General features: G+C 66.8%; 16 protein-coding genes, 1 tRNA gene and 1 pseudogene. 7 read left to right on the top strand and 11 right to left on the bottom strand.

Features of this window, described 5'->3' with window-relative positions; translation table 11 throughout:
- Positions 1–2: 2 nt before the first annotated feature.
- On the bottom strand, positions 3–1,253 hold the full coding sequence (locus tag Herbaro_RS02260) for an efflux RND transporter periplasmic adaptor subunit (protein WP_275012221.1): 1,251 nt from the start codon (positions 1,251–1,253) through the stop codon (positions 3–5).
- Between the two features lie 62 nt (positions 1,254–1,315).
- The gene (locus tag Herbaro_RS02265; RefSeq protein WP_275012222.1) at positions 1,316–1,945 is read right to left on the bottom strand and encodes a TetR/AcrR family transcriptional regulator; all 630 of its coding nucleotides are present in this window, start codon (positions 1,943–1,945) and stop codon (positions 1,316–1,318) included.
- A gap of 244 nt (positions 1,946–2,189) precedes the next feature.
- On the opposite strand from Herbaro_RS02265, the gene Herbaro_RS02270 reads away from it, so the two are divergent.
- Positions 2,190–2,450 carry a YkgJ family cysteine cluster protein gene (locus Herbaro_RS02270; RefSeq protein ID WP_275012223.1) on the top strand — a complete coding sequence of 87 codons (261 nt, stop codon included), beginning with the start codon at positions 2,190–2,192 and terminating at the stop codon, positions 2,448–2,450.
- Between the two features lie 22 nt (positions 2,451–2,472).
- Here Herbaro_RS02270 and arsC read toward each other — a convergent pair.
- A pseudogene (arsC, locus tag Herbaro_RS02275) lies at positions 2,473–2,823 on the bottom strand (arsenate reductase (glutaredoxin)); the annotation flags it as partial.
- A gap of 209 nt (positions 2,824–3,032) precedes the next feature.
- Between arsC and Herbaro_RS02280 the strand changes: the two are divergent.
- The 4 genes from Herbaro_RS02280 to Herbaro_RS02295 all read left to right on the top strand — a co-directional run bounded on the left by Herbaro_RS02280 (position 3,033) and on the right by Herbaro_RS02295 (position 8,599).
- Positions 3,033–3,887: an undecaprenyl-diphosphate phosphatase gene (locus Herbaro_RS02280; protein WP_275012224.1), complete on the top strand. Its 855-nt coding sequence runs from the start codon at positions 3,033–3,035 to the stop codon at positions 3,885–3,887.
- A 104-nt stretch (positions 3,888–3,991) separates the two neighbouring features.
- Positions 3,992–4,864 carry an undecaprenyl-diphosphate phosphatase gene (locus Herbaro_RS02285; RefSeq protein ID WP_275012225.1) on the top strand — a complete coding sequence of 291 codons (873 nt, stop codon included), beginning with the start codon at positions 3,992–3,994 and terminating at the stop codon, positions 4,862–4,864.
- Positions 4,865–4,905: 41 nt separating this feature from the next.
- The gene (gene recQ, locus Herbaro_RS02290; RefSeq protein ID WP_275012226.1) at positions 4,906–6,759 is read left to right on the top strand and encodes a DNA helicase RecQ; all 1,854 of its coding nucleotides are present in this window, start codon (positions 4,906–4,908) and stop codon (positions 6,757–6,759) included.
- Positions 6,760–6,946: 187 nt separating this feature from the next.
- A complete protein-coding gene (locus Herbaro_RS02295; RefSeq protein WP_275012227.1) occupies positions 6,947–8,599 on the top strand; it encodes a methyl-accepting chemotaxis protein in 1,653 nt (550 codons plus the stop codon).
- A gap of 14 nt (positions 8,600–8,613) precedes the next feature.
- On the opposite strand, the gene trmB is transcribed toward Herbaro_RS02295, so the two are convergent.
- Both trmB and Herbaro_RS02305 read right to left on the bottom strand, forming a co-directional pair.
- The gene (gene trmB, locus Herbaro_RS02300; RefSeq protein ID WP_275012228.1) at positions 8,614–9,333 is read right to left on the bottom strand and encodes a tRNA (guanosine(46)-N7)-methyltransferase TrmB; all 720 of its coding nucleotides are present in this window, start codon (positions 9,331–9,333) and stop codon (positions 8,614–8,616) included.
- Positions 9,334–9,404: 71 nt separating this feature from the next.
- Positions 9,405–9,478, bottom strand: a tRNA-Gly gene (locus Herbaro_RS02305).
- 185 nt (positions 9,479–9,663) lie between these two features.
- Here Herbaro_RS02305 and arfB point away from each other — a divergent pair.
- Positions 9,664–10,086, top strand: a complete 423-nt coding sequence (arfB, locus tag Herbaro_RS02310; RefSeq protein ID WP_275012229.1) for an alternative ribosome rescue aminoacyl-tRNA hydrolase ArfB — start codon at positions 9,664–9,666, stop codon at positions 10,084–10,086.
- 47 nt (positions 10,087–10,133) lie between these two features.
- Here arfB and Herbaro_RS02315 read toward each other — a convergent pair whose 3' ends face one another.
- From Herbaro_RS02315 to Herbaro_RS02340, 6 genes are all read right to left on the bottom strand, one after another.
- Positions 10,134–11,402, bottom strand: a complete 1,269-nt coding sequence (locus tag Herbaro_RS02315; protein WP_446719301.1) for an alpha-hydroxy acid oxidase — start codon at positions 11,400–11,402, stop codon at positions 10,134–10,136.
- A gap of 48 nt (positions 11,403–11,450) precedes the next feature.
- A complete protein-coding gene (locus Herbaro_RS02320) occupies positions 11,451–13,460 on the bottom strand; it encodes an acyltransferase family protein (RefSeq protein WP_275012231.1) in 2,010 nt (669 codons plus the stop codon).
- 128 nt (positions 13,461–13,588) lie between these two features.
- Complete coding sequence (locus Herbaro_RS02325; protein WP_275012232.1) at positions 13,589–14,215, bottom strand: trimeric intracellular cation channel family protein; 627 nt, start codon at positions 14,213–14,215, stop codon at positions 13,589–13,591.
- 90 nt (positions 14,216–14,305) lie between these two features.
- Positions 14,306–14,515: a protamine P1 domain containing protein gene (locus tag Herbaro_RS02330; protein ID WP_275012233.1), complete on the bottom strand. Its 210-nt coding sequence runs from the start codon at positions 14,513–14,515 to the stop codon at positions 14,306–14,308.
- A 157-nt stretch (positions 14,516–14,672) separates the two neighbouring features.
- A complete protein-coding gene (locus Herbaro_RS02335) occupies positions 14,673–16,340 on the bottom strand; it encodes a methyl-accepting chemotaxis protein (RefSeq protein ID WP_275012234.1) in 1,668 nt (555 codons plus the stop codon).
- A 394-nt stretch (positions 16,341–16,734) separates the two neighbouring features.
- Positions 16,735–17,319, bottom strand: coding sequence for an attG domain containing protein (locus tag Herbaro_RS02340; protein ID WP_275012235.1), 585 nt, complete (start codon positions 17,317–17,319; stop codon positions 16,735–16,737).
- Between the two features lie 170 nt (positions 17,320–17,489).
- Between Herbaro_RS02340 and Herbaro_RS02345 the strand changes: the two genes are divergently transcribed.
- Positions 17,490–17,897, top strand: a complete 408-nt coding sequence (locus Herbaro_RS02345) for a nucleotide pyrophosphohydrolase (protein ID WP_275012236.1) — start codon at positions 17,490–17,492, stop codon at positions 17,895–17,897.
- The last annotated feature ends 71 nt before the right edge of the window (positions 17,898–17,968 follow it).

The raw sequence follows: 17,968 nt of genomic DNA on the forward strand, positions 1-17,968 counted from the left end.
GTTCAACGTCCCTGTGGCTGGGTGGAGGGATTGGCGGGCGGCGCCGGCGGGGCGATGCCTGCTTGCGCCGCCTGCGCCGGGATGGCGGCCGACGTCGTCGGCGCCGCGCCGCCCGGCTGCAGCACGCGCACCGGCGTGCCGTCGCGCATGATGCCCAGGTTGGCGCGGACGATCTGCGCGCCCGCGGCCAGGCCGCTGACGATCTCGACCGCGTTGCCGTCCCCGGCGCGGCCCTGCATGCCGGTCACCACCGGCCGGCGCGCCAGCGCGCCGTTCTCGATGGCGTAGACGTAGGCGTTGCCGTCCTCGACCTGGATCGCGGTGGCCGGCGCCGACAGCGCCTGCGCCTTTTTCTCCAGCGTCAGGCTGGCGTCGGCGAACATGCCGGCGCGCAAGAGACCCTGCGGATTGTCCACCCGCACATAGACCATGATCGAGCGCGACCCCGACTGCGTGGCCGGATTGATGCGCGCCACGCGGCCCGCCACCTTTTGCGGCAGGCCCTCCACCGCCACCTGCACCTCCTGGCCGACCTGCACCTTGAGGATGTCGTTGGTCGGCACCGGCGCCTCCAGCTCCATCTGCGACAGGTCGACCACGTCCAGCAGCTTGCCGTCGACCGCCACCTTCTCGCCCGGCTGCACGTTGCGCGCGCTGATCAGGCCGTTCATGGGCGTGCGCACCACGGTATCGGACAAGGCCTTGCGGGCCACCTCCAGCGCGCCGCGCGCGGAGTCGACGTTGGCGCGGGCGATATCGAACTGGCTGGCGGCGGTATCGAAGGCGTTGCGCGAGATGAAGCCGCGGTCCAGCAGCGTCTGGTTGTTGTTGCGGGTCTGGGTGGCAATGTCCAGCTGGCCTTGCGAGGCCACCAGCGCGCCGCGCGCCTGGTCGACCTTGGCCTGGTAATCGGCGGCGTCGATACGGGCCAGCACCTGGCCTTCCTTGACCGCTTCGCCCTCGCGCACCAGCACCTGCTGCACCTCGCCGGCCACGCGCGCCTTCACCGAGGCCTGGTTGAGCGCGCGCAGCGCGCCCGACAGCGGCAGCACCTGGCGCAGCTCGCCGCTGCCCACGGTGTACAGGTCGCCGGGCAGGAACTCCATGGCGCTGGGGGCGGCCGAGGCCGCCGCCGCGGTTTTCGCCGCATCCGGCGCGCCGCGTTTTTTCAGCAGCATCGCTGCCGCCACCAGCAGCACCACCGCCAGCAAGGTCCACCGCAGCCAGCGGCGTTTGAGGAAGGAAAGCGTCATTCGGATAGTCCCGGGGGTTGTGCCTGCTGACGTTTGCGCAGGCTTTTTATTGTGAGCGGCGTTCAGGCCTTGAGGCCGTTGATGCACAGGTCGATCAGGCTGGCCAGGTAGGCTTGCGGGTCGATGCGGGTGATCGAGCAGGGGCCGAAGGACTGGTCCCACAGCATCAGCATCACCACCGGCGCCACGATCACCTTCTTCATGGCCTCGGCGTCGACCGCGCGGAATTCGCCGCGCGCCATGCCGCGCTCGAGCATGCGCACGATCATGGCGTCGCTGCGCACGATCACTTCGTCGTGATAGAAGCGCGCCAGCTCGGGGAAATTGCCCGATTCCGCCACCATCAGCTTGGAAATGCCGTTCAGCCCGGAGCGCGAGGCCGTCTCCCACCAGCCCGTGATCAGTTCGCGCAGCAGCTCGGCGCTGGCGCCGGCATAGCCGTCCACCATGGCCTCGGCTTCATCGAGCAGCGGCAGCATGTTGGCGCGCACGACCGACTTGAACAGGCCTTCCTTGTTCTCGAAATACAGGTACAGCGTGCCCTTGGATACCCCGGCGCGGGCGGCCACGTCTTCCAGGCGCGTGGCCGCATAGCCGCGTTCGACGAACAGCTGCAGCGCCGCCGCCAGCAATTCCTGCGGGCGATCCTGCTTGCGGCGTTCCCAGCGGGGTTCTTTGGCGGCTTCGGACATGGAGGGCAAGGCGCGGCGGCCGGCCTGTTTTCATATCGAAAAAAGACGAGCTTGACGCTAAATTACCGAGGAGTCAGCAATGTAAGTGGCAAAGTCCAAGCCGTCAAGGAGGCGGCGCAAGCGAAGGCGTAAGCGAATGTAAAGCCGCCGCCGGCGACGGCTCCGCTACAATAGCGGGCCGCGGCTGCCCGCCCGCCGGGTTGACGATTTGCTATCCCGACCCGCTATCCCGATCCGCCATTCCATGAACTGCCGACCCCAGTGCGGCGCCTGCTGCACGGCGCCTTCCATCACCAGCCCGATTCCCGGCATGCCCGACGGCAAGCCGGCCGGCGTGCCCTGCGTGCAACTGGACGAGTCGATGCGCTGCCGCATCTTCGGCCGTCCCGAGCGCCCGGCCTTCTGCGGCGGCCTGCAACCCTCGGCCGAGATGTGCGGCGCCAGCGCCGCGGCCGCGATGTTCTGGCTGGGCGAGCTGGAGGCGGCGACGGCGCCGGCTGCCTGAGCCGCCCTGCCGATTCACGTCAGGGGAAGATCTCTGCCAGCCGTTCGCTCGGCCGCACCAGCATCGTGCCCTTGGGCGCCACCACGATGGGCCGGTTGATCAGGATGGGATGCGCCATCATGGCGTCGAGCAATTGTTCGTCGCTCACCGAGGGCGCGTCCAGGCCCAGCTCCTTGAACAGCGCTTCCTTGGTGCGCACCACCTCGCGCACCGGCACGCCCATGGCGGCGATCAGCTTTTCCAGCGTGGCGCGGTCGGGCGGCGTTTTCAGGTATTCGATCACCACGGGCTCGGCGCCGCCGTCGCGCAGGGCTTGCAGCACGTTGCGCGAGGTGCCGCACCGGGGATTGTGGTAGATGGTGATGTCGCTCATGCAAGTCCTTTCTGGCGGCGCGGGTGGCCATGGAAAGGCGACATGTTAACGCCGGTAAGCGGATATCGCAGGGCGACGGCTCGCGTATTGTAAAATTTCGGTTTGTTGCGGCGCACCTTCCTGAGCAAGCGCGGTCAAACCGCCGGTTTTTGATTTCCCCCGCCACGTTTTCCCGTTCAACTCCACAAAAGAAGCCACCCAGCCACCGTATGGATACCATCCTCGCGCTCAAGGCGCTCATCATGGGCGTCGTCGAAGGCCTGACCGAATTCCTGCCCATCTCCTCCACCGGCCACCTGATCCTGGCCAACAGCCTGCTGCAGTTCACCGGCCCCACTTTCTCCAAGGAAAAAGCCGACGTCTTCGAGATCGTGATCCAGGCCGGCGCCATCCTGGCCGTGTGCTGGGAATTCCGCGCCCGCATCGCCGCCGTGCTGACCGGCCTGTTCACCGACCGCCGCGCGCAGCGCCTGGTGATCAACCTGATCATCGCCTTCCTGCCGGCGGCCATCCTCGGCTTCCTGTTCAGCCGCAGGATCAAGGAGGTGCTGTTCAACCCGGTCGCGGTGGCCGTCGCCTTCATCGTCGGCGGCCTGATCATCCTGTGGGTGGAGCGTCGCAACAAGGACCGCATGAGCATGGCCTCGGCGCGCATCGAGACGGTCGACGACATGACGCCGCTGGACGCGCTCAAGGTCGGCATCGCCCAGGCCTTTGCGCTGATCCCCGGCACCAGCCGCTCGGGCGCGACCATCATCGGCGGCATGATGTTCGGCCTGTCGCGCAAGGCGGCTACCGAGTTCTCGTTCTTCCTGGCCATCCCGACCCTGTTCGCGGCCACCATCTATTCGCTCTACAAGGAGCGCGCGCTGCTGTCGGCGGCCGACGTGCCGCTGTTCACGGTGGGCACCGTGGCCGCCTTCGTCTCGGCCTTCCTGTGCGTGCGCTGGCTGCTGCGCTACATCAGCTCGCATGACTTCACCGTGTTCGCCTGGTACCGCATCGTGTTCGGTATCGTGGTGCTGGTCACGGCCTACACCGGCACCGTGGTCTGGATGGAATAAGCCCGCGCCCGGCGCTTGCGCGCTACACTGCCGTACCCGCCGGACGCCTCGATGCGTCCGGCGTCACTTATAACCTTCGCCAATCCCTTCCAGAGAACATCCACATGGCCAATGTCTGCAGCGCCGGCCTCGATATCGGCTTCGCCTCCCTGAGCTACGCGCAGATCGGTTTCCTGGGCATCGTCCAGGGCATCACCGAGCTGCTGCCCATTTCCTCCACCGCCCATATGCGCGTGGTGCCGGCCTTCCTCGGCTGGCACGATCCCGGTTCGGCCTTTTCCGCGGCCATGCAGCTGGCGGCGCTGGCGGCGGTGATCAGTTACTTCCGGCGCGACGTCGCCGCGGTCACCGGCGGCAGCGTGGCGGCCTGGCGCCGGCGCGATTTCGACGATCCGATGTTCAAGCTGGCCGTGGCCATCATCCTGGCCACGATTCCCATCGGCATCGCCGGCCTGGCGCTGTCGCACGTGTTGAACGCCTGCGGCTCGCCGCTGCGCAGCCTGACCGTGATCGGCTGGTCTTGCATCGCCATGGCCATCTTGCTGGCGATTTCCGAGCTGGTGTGCCGTCATCGCCGCAGCGTCGACCAGATGCGCCTGCGCGACGCCCTGATCGTCGGCCTGGCGCAGGTCGGCGCGCTCATCCCCGGCGTCTCGCGTTCGGGCTCGACGCTGACGGCCGCGCTGTTCCTGAATTTCCGCCGCGAGGAGGCCGCCCGCTTCTCCTTCCTGCTGGGCTTGCCGGCCATCGCGCTGGCCGGCCTGAAGGAACTGGCCGTGCTGCTGCACGCCCACATCCCGCTGGAGGCCTGGGGCGTGCTGCTGTTCGGGCTCGCCGTGGCGAGCGTGTCGGCGTTTGCCGCGATCTGGGGCCTGATGAAATTCCTTGAGAGGTTTTCGACCTGGCCCTTCATCGTTTATCGAGCCGCGCTGGGCGCTTTCCTGCTTTTCGCTGTGGCCCGCGGTTGGCTGCAATAAAATAGCGTCTTTGCTCCACCTACCGGCACCGCTCCCCATCCATGGTTGACTTCGACTCCCTGCCCGCCGCAGCCACGCTGCAAGACCGCGCCCTGCACGTGCTGGAGACGGTGTTCGGCTATTCGTCCTTCCGCGGCCACCAGGGCGAGATCGTCCAGCAGGTGGCCGGCGGCGGCGACGCGCTGGTGCTCATGCCCACCGGCGGCGGCAAGTCGCTGTGCTACCAGGTGCCGGCGCTGCTGCGCGAGGGCACCGGGGTGGTGGTCTCGCCGCTGATCGCCCTCATGCAGGACCAGGTCGACGCGCTGGCCGAGGTCGGCGTGCGCGCCGCCTTCCTCAATTCCACCCAGAGCTTCGACGAGGCGCTCAACATCGAGCGCCGCCTGCGCCAGGGCGACCTCGACCTGCTCTACGTCGCGCCCGAGCGGCTGATGACGCCGCGCTGCCTGGACCTGTTGGAGGCCTCGCGCATCGCCCTGTTCGCCATCGACGAGGCGCACTGCGTCTCGCAGTGGGGGCATGACTTCCGTCCCGAATACATCAAGCTGTCGGTGCTTCACGAGCGCTTCCCTCAGGTGCCGCGCATCGCGCTGACCGCCACCGCCGACGCCCAGACGCGCGAGGAGATCATCCATCGCCTGCAGCTGGAAGAGGCGCAGCAGTTCGTCTCTTCCTTCGACCGGCCCAACATCCGCTACCAGATCGTCGAGAAGGCCAACGGCCGCAAGCAGCTGCTGGACTTCATCAAGAGCGAACACCCGGACGACGCCGGCATCGTCTATTGCCTCTCGCGCAAGAAGGTGGAAGAGACCGCCGAGTTCCTGCGCGGCGAGGGCATCAATGCGCTGGCCTATCACGCCGGCATGGACTACGCGCTGCGCACCGCCAACCAGGCGCGCTTCCTGCGCGAAGACAAGATCGTGATGGTCGCCACCATCGCCTTCGGCATGGGCATCGACAAGCCGGACGTGCGCTTCGTCTGCCACCTGGACCTGCCCAAGAGCGTGGAAGGCTACTACCAGGAAACCGGCCGCGCCGGCCGCGACGGCCAGCCCGCCGACGCCTGGATGGCCTACGGCCTGCAGGACGTGGTGCAGCAGCGCCGCATGATCGACGAGTCGGAAGCCGACGACAGCTTCAAGCGCGTGCAGGGCGGCAAGCTCGACGCCATGCTCGGCCTGTGCGAAACCCTGCATTGCCGCCGCGTGCGCCTGCTCAACTACTTCGGCCAGGAAGCCAGCCCCTGCGGCAATTGCGATACCTGCATGGCGCCGCCGGTTTCCTTCGACGCCACCGTCGAGGTGCAGAAACTGCTCTCGACCGTCTACCGCGTCGAGCAGCGCTTCGCGCCCGGTCATGTGATCGAGGTGCTGCGCGGCATCGACGGCGAGCGCGTCAAGCAATGGCGCCACGACCAGCTCTCGGTGTTCGGCATCGGCAGCGAGCGCGGCGAGGCCGAGTGGCGCGCCATCCTGCGCCAGGTGATCGCGCTGGGCCTGCTCACGGTGGATGCCGAGAACTACAGCGCCTTGAAACTTACCGAGGCCGCGCGCCCGGTGCTGCGCGGCGAGCAGCAGGTGCAGCTGCGCCAGTACCAGAAGCCGGTCAAGGCCAAGCGCAGTTCGCAGCGCTCCACCTTCGTCGAGACCGACCTCTCGCCGCAAGAGCAGGAGCTCTTCGAGAAGCTGCGTTGGTGGCGCGTGGAAACCGCGCGCGAGCACAACGTGCCGGCCTACGTCATCTTCCACGACGCCACCATGCGCGAGATCGCCAAGGCGCGGCCGCAGTCGCTGGACGACCTGCGCCACGTCAACGGCGTCGGCGAGAAGAAGCTCGACACCTACGGCGCGCAGATTATCGCCCTCATTGCGGGCGCCGAGGAAGCCCCGGCCTGAGGCCTCCGGCCACCCGCACGCGCCGGCGTCCCAGGAGGCGCCCCAATCCCCGCGATCGCCACGATCCGGGCGCCTTTCCCTGCCTGCGCCTAGCGAAATTTTTTGGGTTTTGACCAACGTCTCTTCGTCCCGCCGCTTGCCGGGGCGAAGAGGCGTTCATCATGTGGCGACCATTCTCGGGGGACACATGAAACTCAACGACTTCAAGATAGGCTTGCGCCTGGGCATGCTGGCGGCCCTGCTGCTGGCCATTACGGCGTTCATCGGCATGCGCAGCTGGATGGTGCTCGATGAGATCTACAGCCAGGGCGAACAGGCGATGCGCCAGGGCGCGCTGGTCGAACAGTCGGTCGACGCGGCGCGCGGCGCCCAGGTGCAGTTCAAGATCCAGGTCCAGGAATGGAAGAACATCCTGCTGCGCGGCGGGGATCCCGAGGCCTTCATCAAATACCGCCAGGCCCTGATCGACGAGAGCGCCGCCACCCAGGCGTCGCTGAAAAGGCTGGAGAAGCTCATGCCGCAGATCGGCATGGATGGCGCCGCCGCCCACAAGGCGCAGGCGGCCCATGCCGAGCTGCTGGCCCGGTACCTCGATGCGCTCAAGGCCCACGCGCCGGTCGACCCGTCCTCGGTCGGCCGCATCGACCGGCAGGTCAAGGGCGTGGATCGCCTGCCCACCAAAATGATCGACGACATCGTCGCCGCCGTGCTGGCGCACGGGCAGGCCGTGCGCGCCGCAGCCGCCGCCGACACCCTTTCCTCCTACCGCCGTGAACGGGCCTGGCTGATCGCGGCGATCGCGCTGTCGCTGCTGGCGGGCGCGGGCATCACCTGGTGGCAGGTGCGCAGCATCGTGCTGCCGCTGGAGGCGGCGGTCAAGGTGGCGCGCATGGTGGCCGCCGGCGACCTGCGCGCGGGACTGGCGGTGTCCGGCCGGGACGAGACCGCCAACCTGCTGCACTCACTGAAGGCGATGAACGGCAACCTGGCCAACATCGTCGCCGAGGTGCGGCACGGCACCGTTGCCATCACGGCGGCCGCCACCGAGATCGCCGGTGGCAACCGCGACCTGTCCGAGCGTACCGAGGAACAGGCCGGCTTCCTGGAAGAGACAGCGGCCTCGATGGAGCAGATTACCTCCACCGTGCGCAAGAACGCCGACAACGCGCATCACGCCAACCAGCTGGCCGGGGAAGCCTCGGGCGTGGCGGTGCGGGGCGGCGAGATGGTCGGCGCGGTGGTGCAGACCATGCAGGCCATCGAGGAGAGTTCGCACAAGATCGTCCACATCATCGGCGTGATCGACGGGATCGCCTTCCAGACCAACATCCTGGCCCTGAACGCCGCAGTGGAAGCCGCCCGCGCCGGCGAACAGGGGCGCGGCTTCGCGGTGGTCGCCTCGGAAGTGCGCAGCCTGGCGCAACGCAGCGCCACCGCCGCCAAGGAAATCAAGGAGTTGATCAACGACTCGGTGGGCAAGATCAGCACCGGCACCTCGCTGGTCGGCGGCGCCGGCGACACCATGCAGGAAATCGTCGCGGCGATCCGGAAGGTTGCCGCCATCATGGATGAGATCACCAACGCCAACCGCGAACAAAGCGCCGGCATCGACGAGGTCAACCAGGCGCTGATCAGGATGGACGGCGTGACCCAGCAAAACGCCGCGCTGGTCGAGCAGGCCGCCGCGGCGGCCGAGAGCATGCAGGACCAGGCGGAGGCCTTGCAGCGGGCGGTGGCGGTGTTCAAGCTCGGGGAGGAATCGGCGGCGCCAATGCAAAAACGGCATGTCCCGCAAGGACATGCCGTTTCGCATGCGGGCAGCCTGCCCGGATCGCCGTAGTCAGGCGGCCCGGCTCAGGCTGCCTTCTCGAACACCAGGTCCCACACGCCGTGTCCCAGCCGCAGGCCGCGGTTCTCGAACTTGGTGGTAGGGCGGTAATCCGGACGCGGCGCGTAGCCGGACGGGTCGGTCGAGGTGTTCTTCAGCGTCGGCTCCGCGCCCAGCACTTCCAGCATCTGGATGGCGTAGTCTTCCCAGTCGGTGGCGCAGTGGAGGTAGCCGCCCACGGCCAGGCGCGAGCTGAGCAGCTGCACCAGCGGGCCCTGGATCAGGCGGCGCTTGTTGTGGCGCGCCTTGTGCCACGGATCCGGGAAGAACACGTGCACGCCGGCCAGCGCGCCCGGCGCGATCATGTTGTTGAGCACTTCCACGGCATCGTGCTGGATGATGCGCACGTTCTCCAGCTTGCTCTCGTCCACCAGCTTCAGGTAACTGCCCACGCCGGGCGTGTGCACTTCCACGCCGATGAAATTCTTCTCTGGCATCAGCGCCGAGATCTTGGCGCTGGTCTCGCCCATGCCGAAGCCGATCTCCAGCACCACCGGCGCGGCGCGGCCGAAGGCGGCGGCCAGGTCGAGCTGCTCCTTGGCGTAAGGCAACAGGAACTTCGGCCCCAGTTCTTCCAGGGCGCGGCCCTGGGCATTGGAAACGCGCCCCGTGCGCGTGACGAAGCTGCGGATGCGGCGCTCGCTCGGATCGTAGAAAAGCGGCTTGCCGGATTTGTTCTCGGACATGGGAGTACTCGTGGATCGATAAGGCGGAAATGAAGCGGCAGTGCGGCCGGACTGGGTGGCCGCGTCTGCGGTGGAGCGGGTGAAGGGGATCGAACCCTCGTCTTAAGCTTGGGAAGCTCCTGCTCTACCATTGAGCTACACCCGCGTGAGGGGCGTATTTTACGCGGGTTTGGCGGCAGCCGGCAAAACCGGCGCGGCGTGGCAGGCATGGCGCATACCGGCTGCGGGCGCCGGTGGCGGCATTGAAGGCGGCCCAGCGCCGCGGCAGTGCCCTCCAGCCCGTCCCGTCCAAATGGCCGCCACCGTCGCGCCAGCCATTAAAATAGCGCTTTGCCAAACCGGACCGCTGCCATTCCTCCCCTCTTCATATCCGACGACGAAGTCGAACTGACTGCCATCCGCGCGCAAGGCGCGGGCGGGCAGAACGTCAACAAGGTATCGAGCGCCATCCACCTGCGCTTCGATATCCGCGCCTCGTCCTTGCCGGACGAAGTGAAGCAGCGGCTGCTGGCCTTGCAGGACCAGCGCATCAGCAAGGAGGGAGTGGTGGTGATCAAGGCCCAGGCGCACCGCAGCCAGGAGAAGAACAAGGCCGATGCCTTGCAGCGCCTGCACGAAATGCTGGCGCTGGTGGCCAGGGTGCCGGTGCTGCGCCGGCCGACGCGGCCCACCCGCAGCTCTCAGCGCAAGCGGTTGCAGAGCAAGACGCAGCGCGGCGAGATCAAATCGATGCGCGGGAAAGTCCGCGACTGAGCCTCATGAGCGATGGCGTCCCGGCCTGGCGCCGGGATTTTTTTCGTCTATCGGCGGCGCGCCCTGAGCACGTGCTTTTCGTTCAGCTCGTTGGGCGACAGGCAACCCAGCAAGGCGAGGTTGCGATGCATTTCGTCGGCGAGGATGTCGATGGCGTGCCGCACGCCGGCTTCGCCCGCGACTGCCGCGGCGTAGAGGAAGGGACGTCCCACGAAGACGAAGTCGGCGCCCAGCGCCATGGCCTTGAGGACGTCGGAGCCGCGTCGCACGCCGCCGTCCAGCATCACCGGCACCTGGCCCGCCTGCGAGCGCACTTCCGGCAGCGCGTTCAGCGCGCTCATGGCGCCGTCCAGCTGGCGTCCTCCGTGGTTGGAGACGATGATGCCGTCGGCCCCTTCAAGCACCGCGCGGGCGGCGTCTTCGCCCGACAGTATGCCCTTGACGATCAGCTTGCCTGGCCATTGCTTGCGGATCTGCGCCAGGTGGGTCCAGTTCAGGTGGTCGCGCGCGGTGAAGTCCCGTTCGATATTGCGCGCGATGATGGGCGCGCCGCGTTCGGCGAAGCTGTTCTCGAAATGCGGCATCCCGTGATTGAGCAGGGTGCGCAGCATCGTCCCGCACAGCCATCGCGGCCGCGTTATTCCATCGAAAGCCAGCCGGAGCGAAGGTTTCAGCGGAGTGGAAAAACCGGCGCGGATGGTGTTCTCGCGGTTGCCGAGCACCGCGGTGTCGATCGACAGCACCAGCGTGGAAAAGCCGGCGCGGCCGATCCGCCCGATGAGCGCGGAGATGCGCTCGGCGTTGCCGGGAAGGTAGGCCTGGAACCAGCTTCCGGGCGCTTGCGCGGCAACCGACTCCATGGGGATCAACGACGAGCCGCTCATGATCATCGGTATCCCCGCCGCGCGGGCGGCGCGCGCCAGGACGATGTCGCCGCGATAGCACATCATCGCGCTGATGCCCATGGGAGCGATGCCGAAGGGCGCCTTGAACGGCATGCCGAGAAGTTCGGTGGCGAGGCTGCGGCGGGACACGTCGACCAGGTAGTTCGGCCGGAACTCCCAATCGCCGAACCCCTCGATGTTGGCGCGGTGCGAGGCGCCCGTTTCGGTCGTCGATGCGATGTAGCCGAACAGCGGCTTGGGCAGGATCTTTTGCGCCGCCGCCTCGAAGTCGTTGAGCGCCAGGATGGGGCGCAGGATCCTCGGGGTTCCCTTGCCGATGCTGCGATATACCGGCGCAGCCGTCGTCTTCGCCGGCGCCGCTTGCGCTTCTGGCTGCTTGCTCATTGCTCTCCTCGTTCGATATGGGCGCATTCTAGCAGGCCACTGGCGGCCGGGATTCAACGGGGTTGAGTCCTCGTCTTACCTCGAAGCCTGCGCCGGTATAGCTGCCCGGACAGGGCGTTTCTGCTCGCCGCCGATCTGCGGCGCCAGCAATTTGCGCAACTCCGCGGATGCATGGTCGGCCAGGAACTGGCCGCCATATTCGCTCAGGTGACCGGGGTCGAAATACAGGATGCGCGGGCCGTCGATGACCTTGCACCCCTGCGCGTCGCACAAGTAGGGGTAGGGGTCGAACACCGACACGTCATGACGCGCCAGGATGGGCAGAAGGCGATCGCGATAACGATGGTCCATCGCGTCGGCCTTGGCGCGGGGCAGGTTGCAGAAGTCCGCTTCCGACAGGCGCACGGCGCGCAGCACGCAGGATTTGGGGCTGGCGCCGTTGGGTGGCGACAGCAGCACGACGACCCGCTTGCCGCGCTGGCGGTAGTGGACAATCGTCTGTTCCAGGGCTTCTGTCGGATCTATTTCGCTTGGGAGGAAGTAACCCGGCCAGTTGGCCGCGATGACGACGGTCTTGATCGATGGGGTGCGATCGGCAAATTCTGCGATGCGGGCGCTGATGTCGCGGCAGTAATCGCTCCCGTAGCCGAGCAGGGACGGACAGGCGCCGCGCGCGAATTGCCGGAACACCAGCGAGGGTTCGCGGCCGGCGTCGTACAGGCGCGCCAGCATGGGGGCGTAGGCTCCGGAGAAACTGTCGCCGATCAGCAGCAGTTCCGGCGGCCGGGACGCTTCCACGGAAGGGCTGCACCAGTCGCGCGCATGGGGCGCGCCGGCAATTGCTTCGCAGGATGGGTGAGGCAGCTCGAAACGGTTCATGACAGCTACTTCGCGCACCTGGTCGTTGAACAGCGCGACCTGCCCGAGATTGCGGAATTCCATGCCATTGCGTTTGACGACGTAGTAGCCCAGCGCGCCGGTCAGCATCATCAGCAAGGCCAGCACTCCTGTCAGCCAGCGATTCCGGTGGCGCAGGCGGATCGGCCTCTCCAGCAGGCGATAGGTCAGCCACGCCAGCAGCGCGCTGAGCGCAACCACTGCCAGCCGCACCTTGGCCGACGGCGTGGCGCCGGTGGCCAGCCGGGCGAAGGTCAGCAGCGGCCAGTGCCACAGATAGAGCGGGTAACTGATGATGCCTACCCAGACCATGGTCCGATGCGAAAGCAGGACGCGGTTCAGGCGCGCCCGGGGACCGGCCGCCAGCATCAGCGCGGCGCCGGCTACCGGTAGGATCGCCCACCAGCCCGGGAAGGCGTCCTCCTTCGTGATGAGGGCGATGCCGATCGCCATCAGCAGCAGGCCGCCGGCCGACGCCAGGTCGGCGCGATCGGGCCCGAGGGCTGGGCGGCGCCGGGAGCGATAGGCCAGCAGGGCGCCTGCGCCCAGTTCCCAGAAGCGCGACATTGGCAGGTAGAAGGCGGCGACGGCATCGCCATGCACGGAGGCGATGTTCCATGCGAACGATGCAACCAGGACCAGCAGCAGGGCAATCAGCACGCCATGGCGGCGTCGCCACGCGGCCCACAACAGCAAGGGCCAGAACAGGTAGAACTGTTCTTCCACGCCCAGGGACCACAGATGGAGCAGCGGCTTGCTGTCCGCCGAGGCGTCGAAATAACCTGCTTCGCTCCAAAGGACGATATTGGAGACGAAACCGGCACCGCCCAGCATGTGCTTGCCAAGCTCCCGGTATTCCTCCGGCAGCAGGATGAACCAGCCGGCCACGAAGCAGGCCAGCATCACCAGCAACAAGGCGGGGAAAATGCGGCGAATCCTTCGCGCATAGAAATCGGCGATGCTGAAGCGGCCGTCCTGCAATGAGTCGAGCAGGATCCCGCTGATCAGGAAGCCGGAAATGACAAAGAAGATGTCGACGCCGACGAAGCCGCCCGGAAGCCATTCCGGGAAGGCGTGGAATATCACTACTGCAAGCACCGCGATGGCGCGCAGGCCATCGATGTCGGGGCGGTAGCCGCTGTGGACAGGAGGAGGCGAGGCCGCTGCCTTGGGTTGGCTGAAAAGCATGAATGCGCTGTGGCAATAAAAGTCGCACATTCTATTATGACTCCGGGAACACGGCGCTTTTATGTGCGTTGCCGGTGTTTCTCGCGTCGTATTGCCGAAGAGCGCAGGGGCCGTTCAGGTGCCGGAATTCAGTCGAACCCGCGCACCCGCTCCTTGTCCATGCGCGGCAGCTGCCAATGGAAGCGGATCGCCAGCAGGCGCACCGAGAAGCCGAGCAGCAGCGAACTCAGGGTGGCGATGCGCGGGTCGATGTCCAGGTGCAGGATGCCGACGTACATGGCGCCGGTCAGCAGCGAGACGCTGGCGTAGATTTCACGGCGCAGGACCAGCGGGATCTCGTTGCACAGCACGTCGCGCAGCAAGCCTCCGAAGACGCCCGTGACCATGCCCAGGATCACCACGATGGCGGGATGGAAGACGCCGGCATCGAAAGCGATATTGCAGCCGATGATGGTGAAGGCCACCAGGCCCAGCGCGTCGACCACCAGGAAGGCCGACTTGAAGTGATGCAGCGCGCGCGCCGCGACGGCGGCGGCGATGGCGGCGCAGATGGTGAAGGCGAGGTATTCGGGGTGGGCGACCCAGCCCAGCGGATAGTGGCCGATCAGGATGTCGCGCACGGTGCCGCCGCCCAGCGCCGCCACGGTTCCGATCAGGCAGACGCCGAAGATGTCCATGTCCTTGCGGATGCCCATGAGCGCGCCGGACACGGCCTCGGCGCAGATGGCGAGCAGGTAGATGGTGTGCAGCAGCATGGCAATTCTCCGTCGTATCGGTACATCCGCATGGCGCGGAGACGGGAATTGTAACGGCAAGCGGCGCTGCCGCCGCTTGCCGCGGCAGCCTCAGGCCGAAGTGTCGATGATGTTGCCGATCTTCTTGATGCCGGAAGAGACGCTGTCGGCCACCGAATCGGCGGCGGAAGAGACGGCGTTCACGGTGGCGTCGTAGGCGCCGCCGATCTCGTCGCCGACGTCTTGCACCACGGTCTTGATCGGTTGCACGACGGTGTTGTAGAAGCTGCTGTTGCCCGAGGAAACGGATGACACGCTCATGTTGGACTCCTTTGCCTTGATGGTTGGGATCCCCCATCCGCCGGTCGCGCGGACGGATGGAGGCGCGTCTTCATCATAGCAAGCGAGGCGTCAGCGAAACGGCGTCCAGCCGCGGCAATCCGGTAAAGATGTGCAATTCAATGTAAAGGCGCGGCGCTCACCGGTGCGCCAGTTCCAGCGGTCGCGCAGTCTGCCACGCCGCCGGCGGCGCGGCCTGGAGCTGGGCATGGTGGGCAGGAACGGCGGCGCCTTCCCCGCCGGTCTTGAAGACCGATACCGCCTGGCTCAGCCGGCCGGCCTGCTCGCGCAGGTTCTCCGCGGCGGCCGCAGCCTGCTCCACCAGCGCGGCGTTTTGTTGCGTGGTCTCGTCGATGTTGTTGATGGCCTGGTTCAACTGGTCGATGCCGCCGCTCTGTTCCCGGCTGGCGACGGTGATCTCGGCCATGGTGACGGCCATGCCGCGCACCGCGCTGCCGATCTCCTCCATCGTCTGCGCCGTCTCGCGCACCAGCTGGTTGCCGCTTTCCACCTTGACGCGCGAGTCGTCGATGAGCGTCTTGATGTCCTTGGCCGCCGTCGCCGAGCGCTGCGCCAGCGTGCGCACCTCGGCCGCCACCACCGCGAAGCCGCGCCCCTGTTCGCCGGCGCGCGCGGCTTCCACCGCCGCGTTCAGCGCCAGGATGTTGGTCTGGAACGAGATGCCGTCGATCAGGCCGATGATGTCGACGATCTTGTGCGAAGCGCTGTCGATGTCTTCCATCGTGACGCCCATGCGCTGCACCGAGGCGCTGGCGCGCTGCGCGATCTCGGAGGCGTTGTTGGCCTGGCGGTCCGCGTTGGCCGCCGAGTCGGCATTTTGGCGCACGGTGGCGGCGAACTGCTCGACGCTGGAGGCGGTCTCCTCCAGGCTGGATGCCTGGGATTCGGTGCGTCCGGAGAGATCGAGGTTGCCGTTGGCGATCTCCCGGGTGGAGACCGCCATCGACTCCACGTTGCGCCGCACGTCGCCGATGATGGAGCGCAGGTTGACGTTGAGCTGTTGCAGCGCCTGCAGCAGCAGGCCCATGTCGCCGTGCCGGCCGCCGGCCACTTCCAGGTTCAGGTCGCCGCCGGCCAGGCCATGCACTGCGGCGATCGCCTCCTTCAACGGCGCCACGATGCTGGCGTGGAGCATGAGCCAGGATCCCAGCAGCAGCGCCGCGCCCAGCGCGGTGCCGCCCCATACCATGGCGGGGTTGCCGCCGGCGGTCATCACCGCATTGCCGGCCACCGCGCCGCCGGCGACGACCATCAGCGTGAGCAGGCCCATGATCAGGCCCAGGCGACGCGCGATGGGCAGCTCGCGCAGGTTCTGCAGCCAGCCGGCGGGGCCGGAGCGCACCGCGGCGCCGCGCCGGATGCGCAGCCCGCGCGCCTGGCCCAGGCTGAAGCGGCGGTATACCGTGTCGGCCGCCTGCACCTGCTCGCGCGAGGGGCGCGTGCGCACCGACATGTAGCCCACGGTGCGGCCGTTCTCGCGCACCGGCGTGACGTTGGCCTGCACCCAGTAGAAGTCGCCGTTCTTGCAGCGGTTCTTGACCAGGCCGTTCCACGGCAGCCCAACCTTGAGCGTGCTCCACATGTCGGCGAAGGCCTCGCGCGGCATGTCGGGGTGGCGCACGATGTTCTGCGGCGCGCCCAGCAACTCGGCTTCGTCGAAGCCGCTGATCTCGATGAAGTAAGGATTGATGTAGGTGATGTTGCCCTGGAGGTCGGTCTTGGAGACGATGGACTTGCCGTCTTCGAGCAGGCGTTCATTGGTGGTGACCGGCAGATTCTTGCGCATGCAATTTTCCCCTTGCCTGGAAATACGGGAGTCCTTTCCCCAGGAGTCCCGGCGATTCATTGTGGTCGCTGCGTCGCCTGTGCCGACGGCGCAGCCCTGCAACATCTAACTGGCGCTACAGCGTGCTGGAACTGGGTACGTCGGTGAAACGGGGGATGAATAATGCCTGTCGGTAATTCTGGTCCAGCGCGGGCGCGGCCTCGGCTGGTTTTCGTTATATGGCGCGGGCAAGCTATTGTTGAAAGAAATTCTTTTTTTTGCAAGCCACAATGGCGCGGCAGTGCGATATTTCAGTGAACAGTTTGAAAAGCAGGCATTACAAACTTGGGTAATTAACGATTACGCGCTGCCGCAAGGAATTGCATTGCCTCGCGGAAAACATCCGCGCGCGGTCTTACTGCTGCGGCTGGAGCTGGAACAGCAAGCCCTGCGGCACGATCTCCACCGACAGCAGCTGGTCGGCCACCGCCTCGCTCATGCGCTGGCCGGGGTTGTTCAACGCGATGCCGGTCAGCCGCGTGATCAGGGGCAGCAGCTTTTCCTGGGCCTTGGGGATGAAGCTGCGCGCGGCGCTGTCGGCGCAGATCAGGAATTCGTCGCGCGCCGCCGGCGAGCGGTCGGTCAGCAGCACGCCCACTGCGCGCAGTTCGCCTTTCTTGTTGAGCGTGCCCAGGAGCGCGGTCTGCGAGGGGCCGACCTTGGTCTCCAGCACGTATTCATACTGGCCCGGATGCAGGCGCGCGGGATCGAGCCGGTACAGGTTGGCCATGTGGTCGGGCTGCTCGACCTGCATGTCGGCCAGCACTTCAGGCAGCCTCTCGTTGAAGCGCCGCGCGAACTCCTTGGGCGTCACGCCCAGCGTGGTTTCGGCGGCGGCGTGTTCGGCCAGTTCGCGGTCGACCGAGCGGTCGCAGGCGGCCAGCAAGGCGCACAGCGAGAGCGCGGCGCTGATGAAAAGGGTACGGAAGGCAGGTGTCATGGCGGTTCGCAACGGTCGCGGGGATCGCCGTATTGTGCATCAAGGGCCCGGTTTGTGGCCTGTTCCAAATCAAGGATTGCGCATGTCGGCCGCCGCGGCCGCCTCCCGCGCGCCCTGGGCGATGGTGATACAGTGTGCGCTTCGCCACAGCCAGCCCGCCTGACGCCGCCATGACAGCCCCGCAGCAACCCGCCTCCGACCTGACCGAATTGCGCGACATCATCCGTCGTTTTTCCGGCGAACGCGACTGGCTCCGTTTCCATACGCCCAAGAACCTGGCCATGGCGCTGTCGGTGGAGGCGGCCGAACTGATGGAGCATTTCCAGTGGCTGCCCACCGGCGCCGACCACGAACTGGACGACGCCGCGCGCGAGGGCATCCGCCATGAGATGGCCGACGTGCTGGTCTACCTGATCCAGCTGGCCGACCATACCGGCGTCGACCTGCGCGACGCGGTGCTGGAGAAGATGGAACTGAACCGGCGCAAGTACCCGGTGGAGCTGGCGCGCGGCAGTTCGCGCAAATACACGGCCTATGCGGACCGTCAGGACAACGGGAACGATCCGGATGGCGGCTGATGCCGCGCCGATGACACGCGCCGCCCACCTCCGATAAAAAAACGCCAACGCCATCCCGCCGGGAGATCCGC

The organism is Herbaspirillum sp. WKF16 (assembly GCF_028993615.1).
Classification (GTDB): domain Bacteria; phylum Pseudomonadota; class Gammaproteobacteria; order Burkholderiales; family Burkholderiaceae_D; genus Herbaspirillum.

What these genes read in the sequence shown, in the direction of transcription:
- recQ (WP_275012226.1), top strand. Translation starts at nt 4,906, where the DNA reads ATGGTTGACTTCGACTCCCTGCCCGCCGCAGCCACGCTGCAAGACCGC.
- Herbaro_RS02325 (WP_275012232.1), bottom strand. Translation starts at nt 14,215, where the DNA reads ATGCTGCTGCACACCATCTACCTGCTCGCCATCTGCGCCGAGGCCGTG.
- Herbaro_RS02315 (WP_446719301.1), bottom strand. Translation starts at nt 11,402, where the DNA reads ATGCGCCCATATCGAACGAGGAGAGCAATGAGCAAGCAGCCAGAAGCG.
- Herbaro_RS02280 (WP_275012224.1), top strand. Translation starts at nt 3,033, where the DNA reads ATGGATACCATCCTCGCGCTCAAGGCGCTCATCATGGGCGTCGTCGAA.
- Herbaro_RS02265 (WP_275012222.1), bottom strand. Translation starts at nt 1,945, where the DNA reads ATGTCCGAAGCCGCCAAAGAACCCCGCTGGGAACGCCGCAAGCAGGAT.
- Herbaro_RS02270 (WP_275012223.1), top strand. Translation starts at nt 2,190, where the DNA reads ATGAACTGCCGACCCCAGTGCGGCGCCTGCTGCACGGCGCCTTCCATC.
- Herbaro_RS02295 (WP_275012227.1), top strand. Translation starts at nt 6,947, where the DNA reads ATGAAACTCAACGACTTCAAGATAGGCTTGCGCCTGGGCATGCTGGCG.
- Herbaro_RS02335 (WP_275012234.1), bottom strand. Translation starts at nt 16,340, where the DNA reads ATGCGCAAGAATCTGCCGGTCACCACCAATGAACGCCTGCTCGAAGAC.
- Herbaro_RS02345 (WP_275012236.1), top strand. Translation starts at nt 17,490, where the DNA reads ATGACAGCCCCGCAGCAACCCGCCTCCGACCTGACCGAATTGCGCGAC.
- Herbaro_RS02340 (WP_275012235.1), bottom strand. Translation starts at nt 17,319, where the DNA reads ATGACACCTGCCTTCCGTACCCTTTTCATCAGCGCCGCGCTCTCGCTG.
- Herbaro_RS02320 (WP_275012231.1), bottom strand. Translation starts at nt 13,460, where the DNA reads ATGCTTTTCAGCCAACCCAAGGCAGCGGCCTCGCCTCCTCCTGTCCAC.
- Herbaro_RS02330 (WP_275012233.1), bottom strand. Translation starts at nt 14,515, where the DNA reads ATGAGCGTGTCATCCGTTTCCTCGGGCAACAGCAGCTTCTACAACACC.
- Herbaro_RS02260 (WP_275012221.1), bottom strand. Translation starts at nt 1,253, where the DNA reads ATGACGCTTTCCTTCCTCAAACGCCGCTGGCTGCGGTGGACCTTGCTG.
- trmB (WP_275012228.1), bottom strand. Translation starts at nt 9,333, where the DNA reads ATGTCCGAGAACAAATCCGGCAAGCCGCTTTTCTACGATCCGAGCGAG.
- Herbaro_RS02285 (WP_275012225.1), top strand. Translation starts at nt 3,992, where the DNA reads ATGGCCAATGTCTGCAGCGCCGGCCTCGATATCGGCTTCGCCTCCCTG.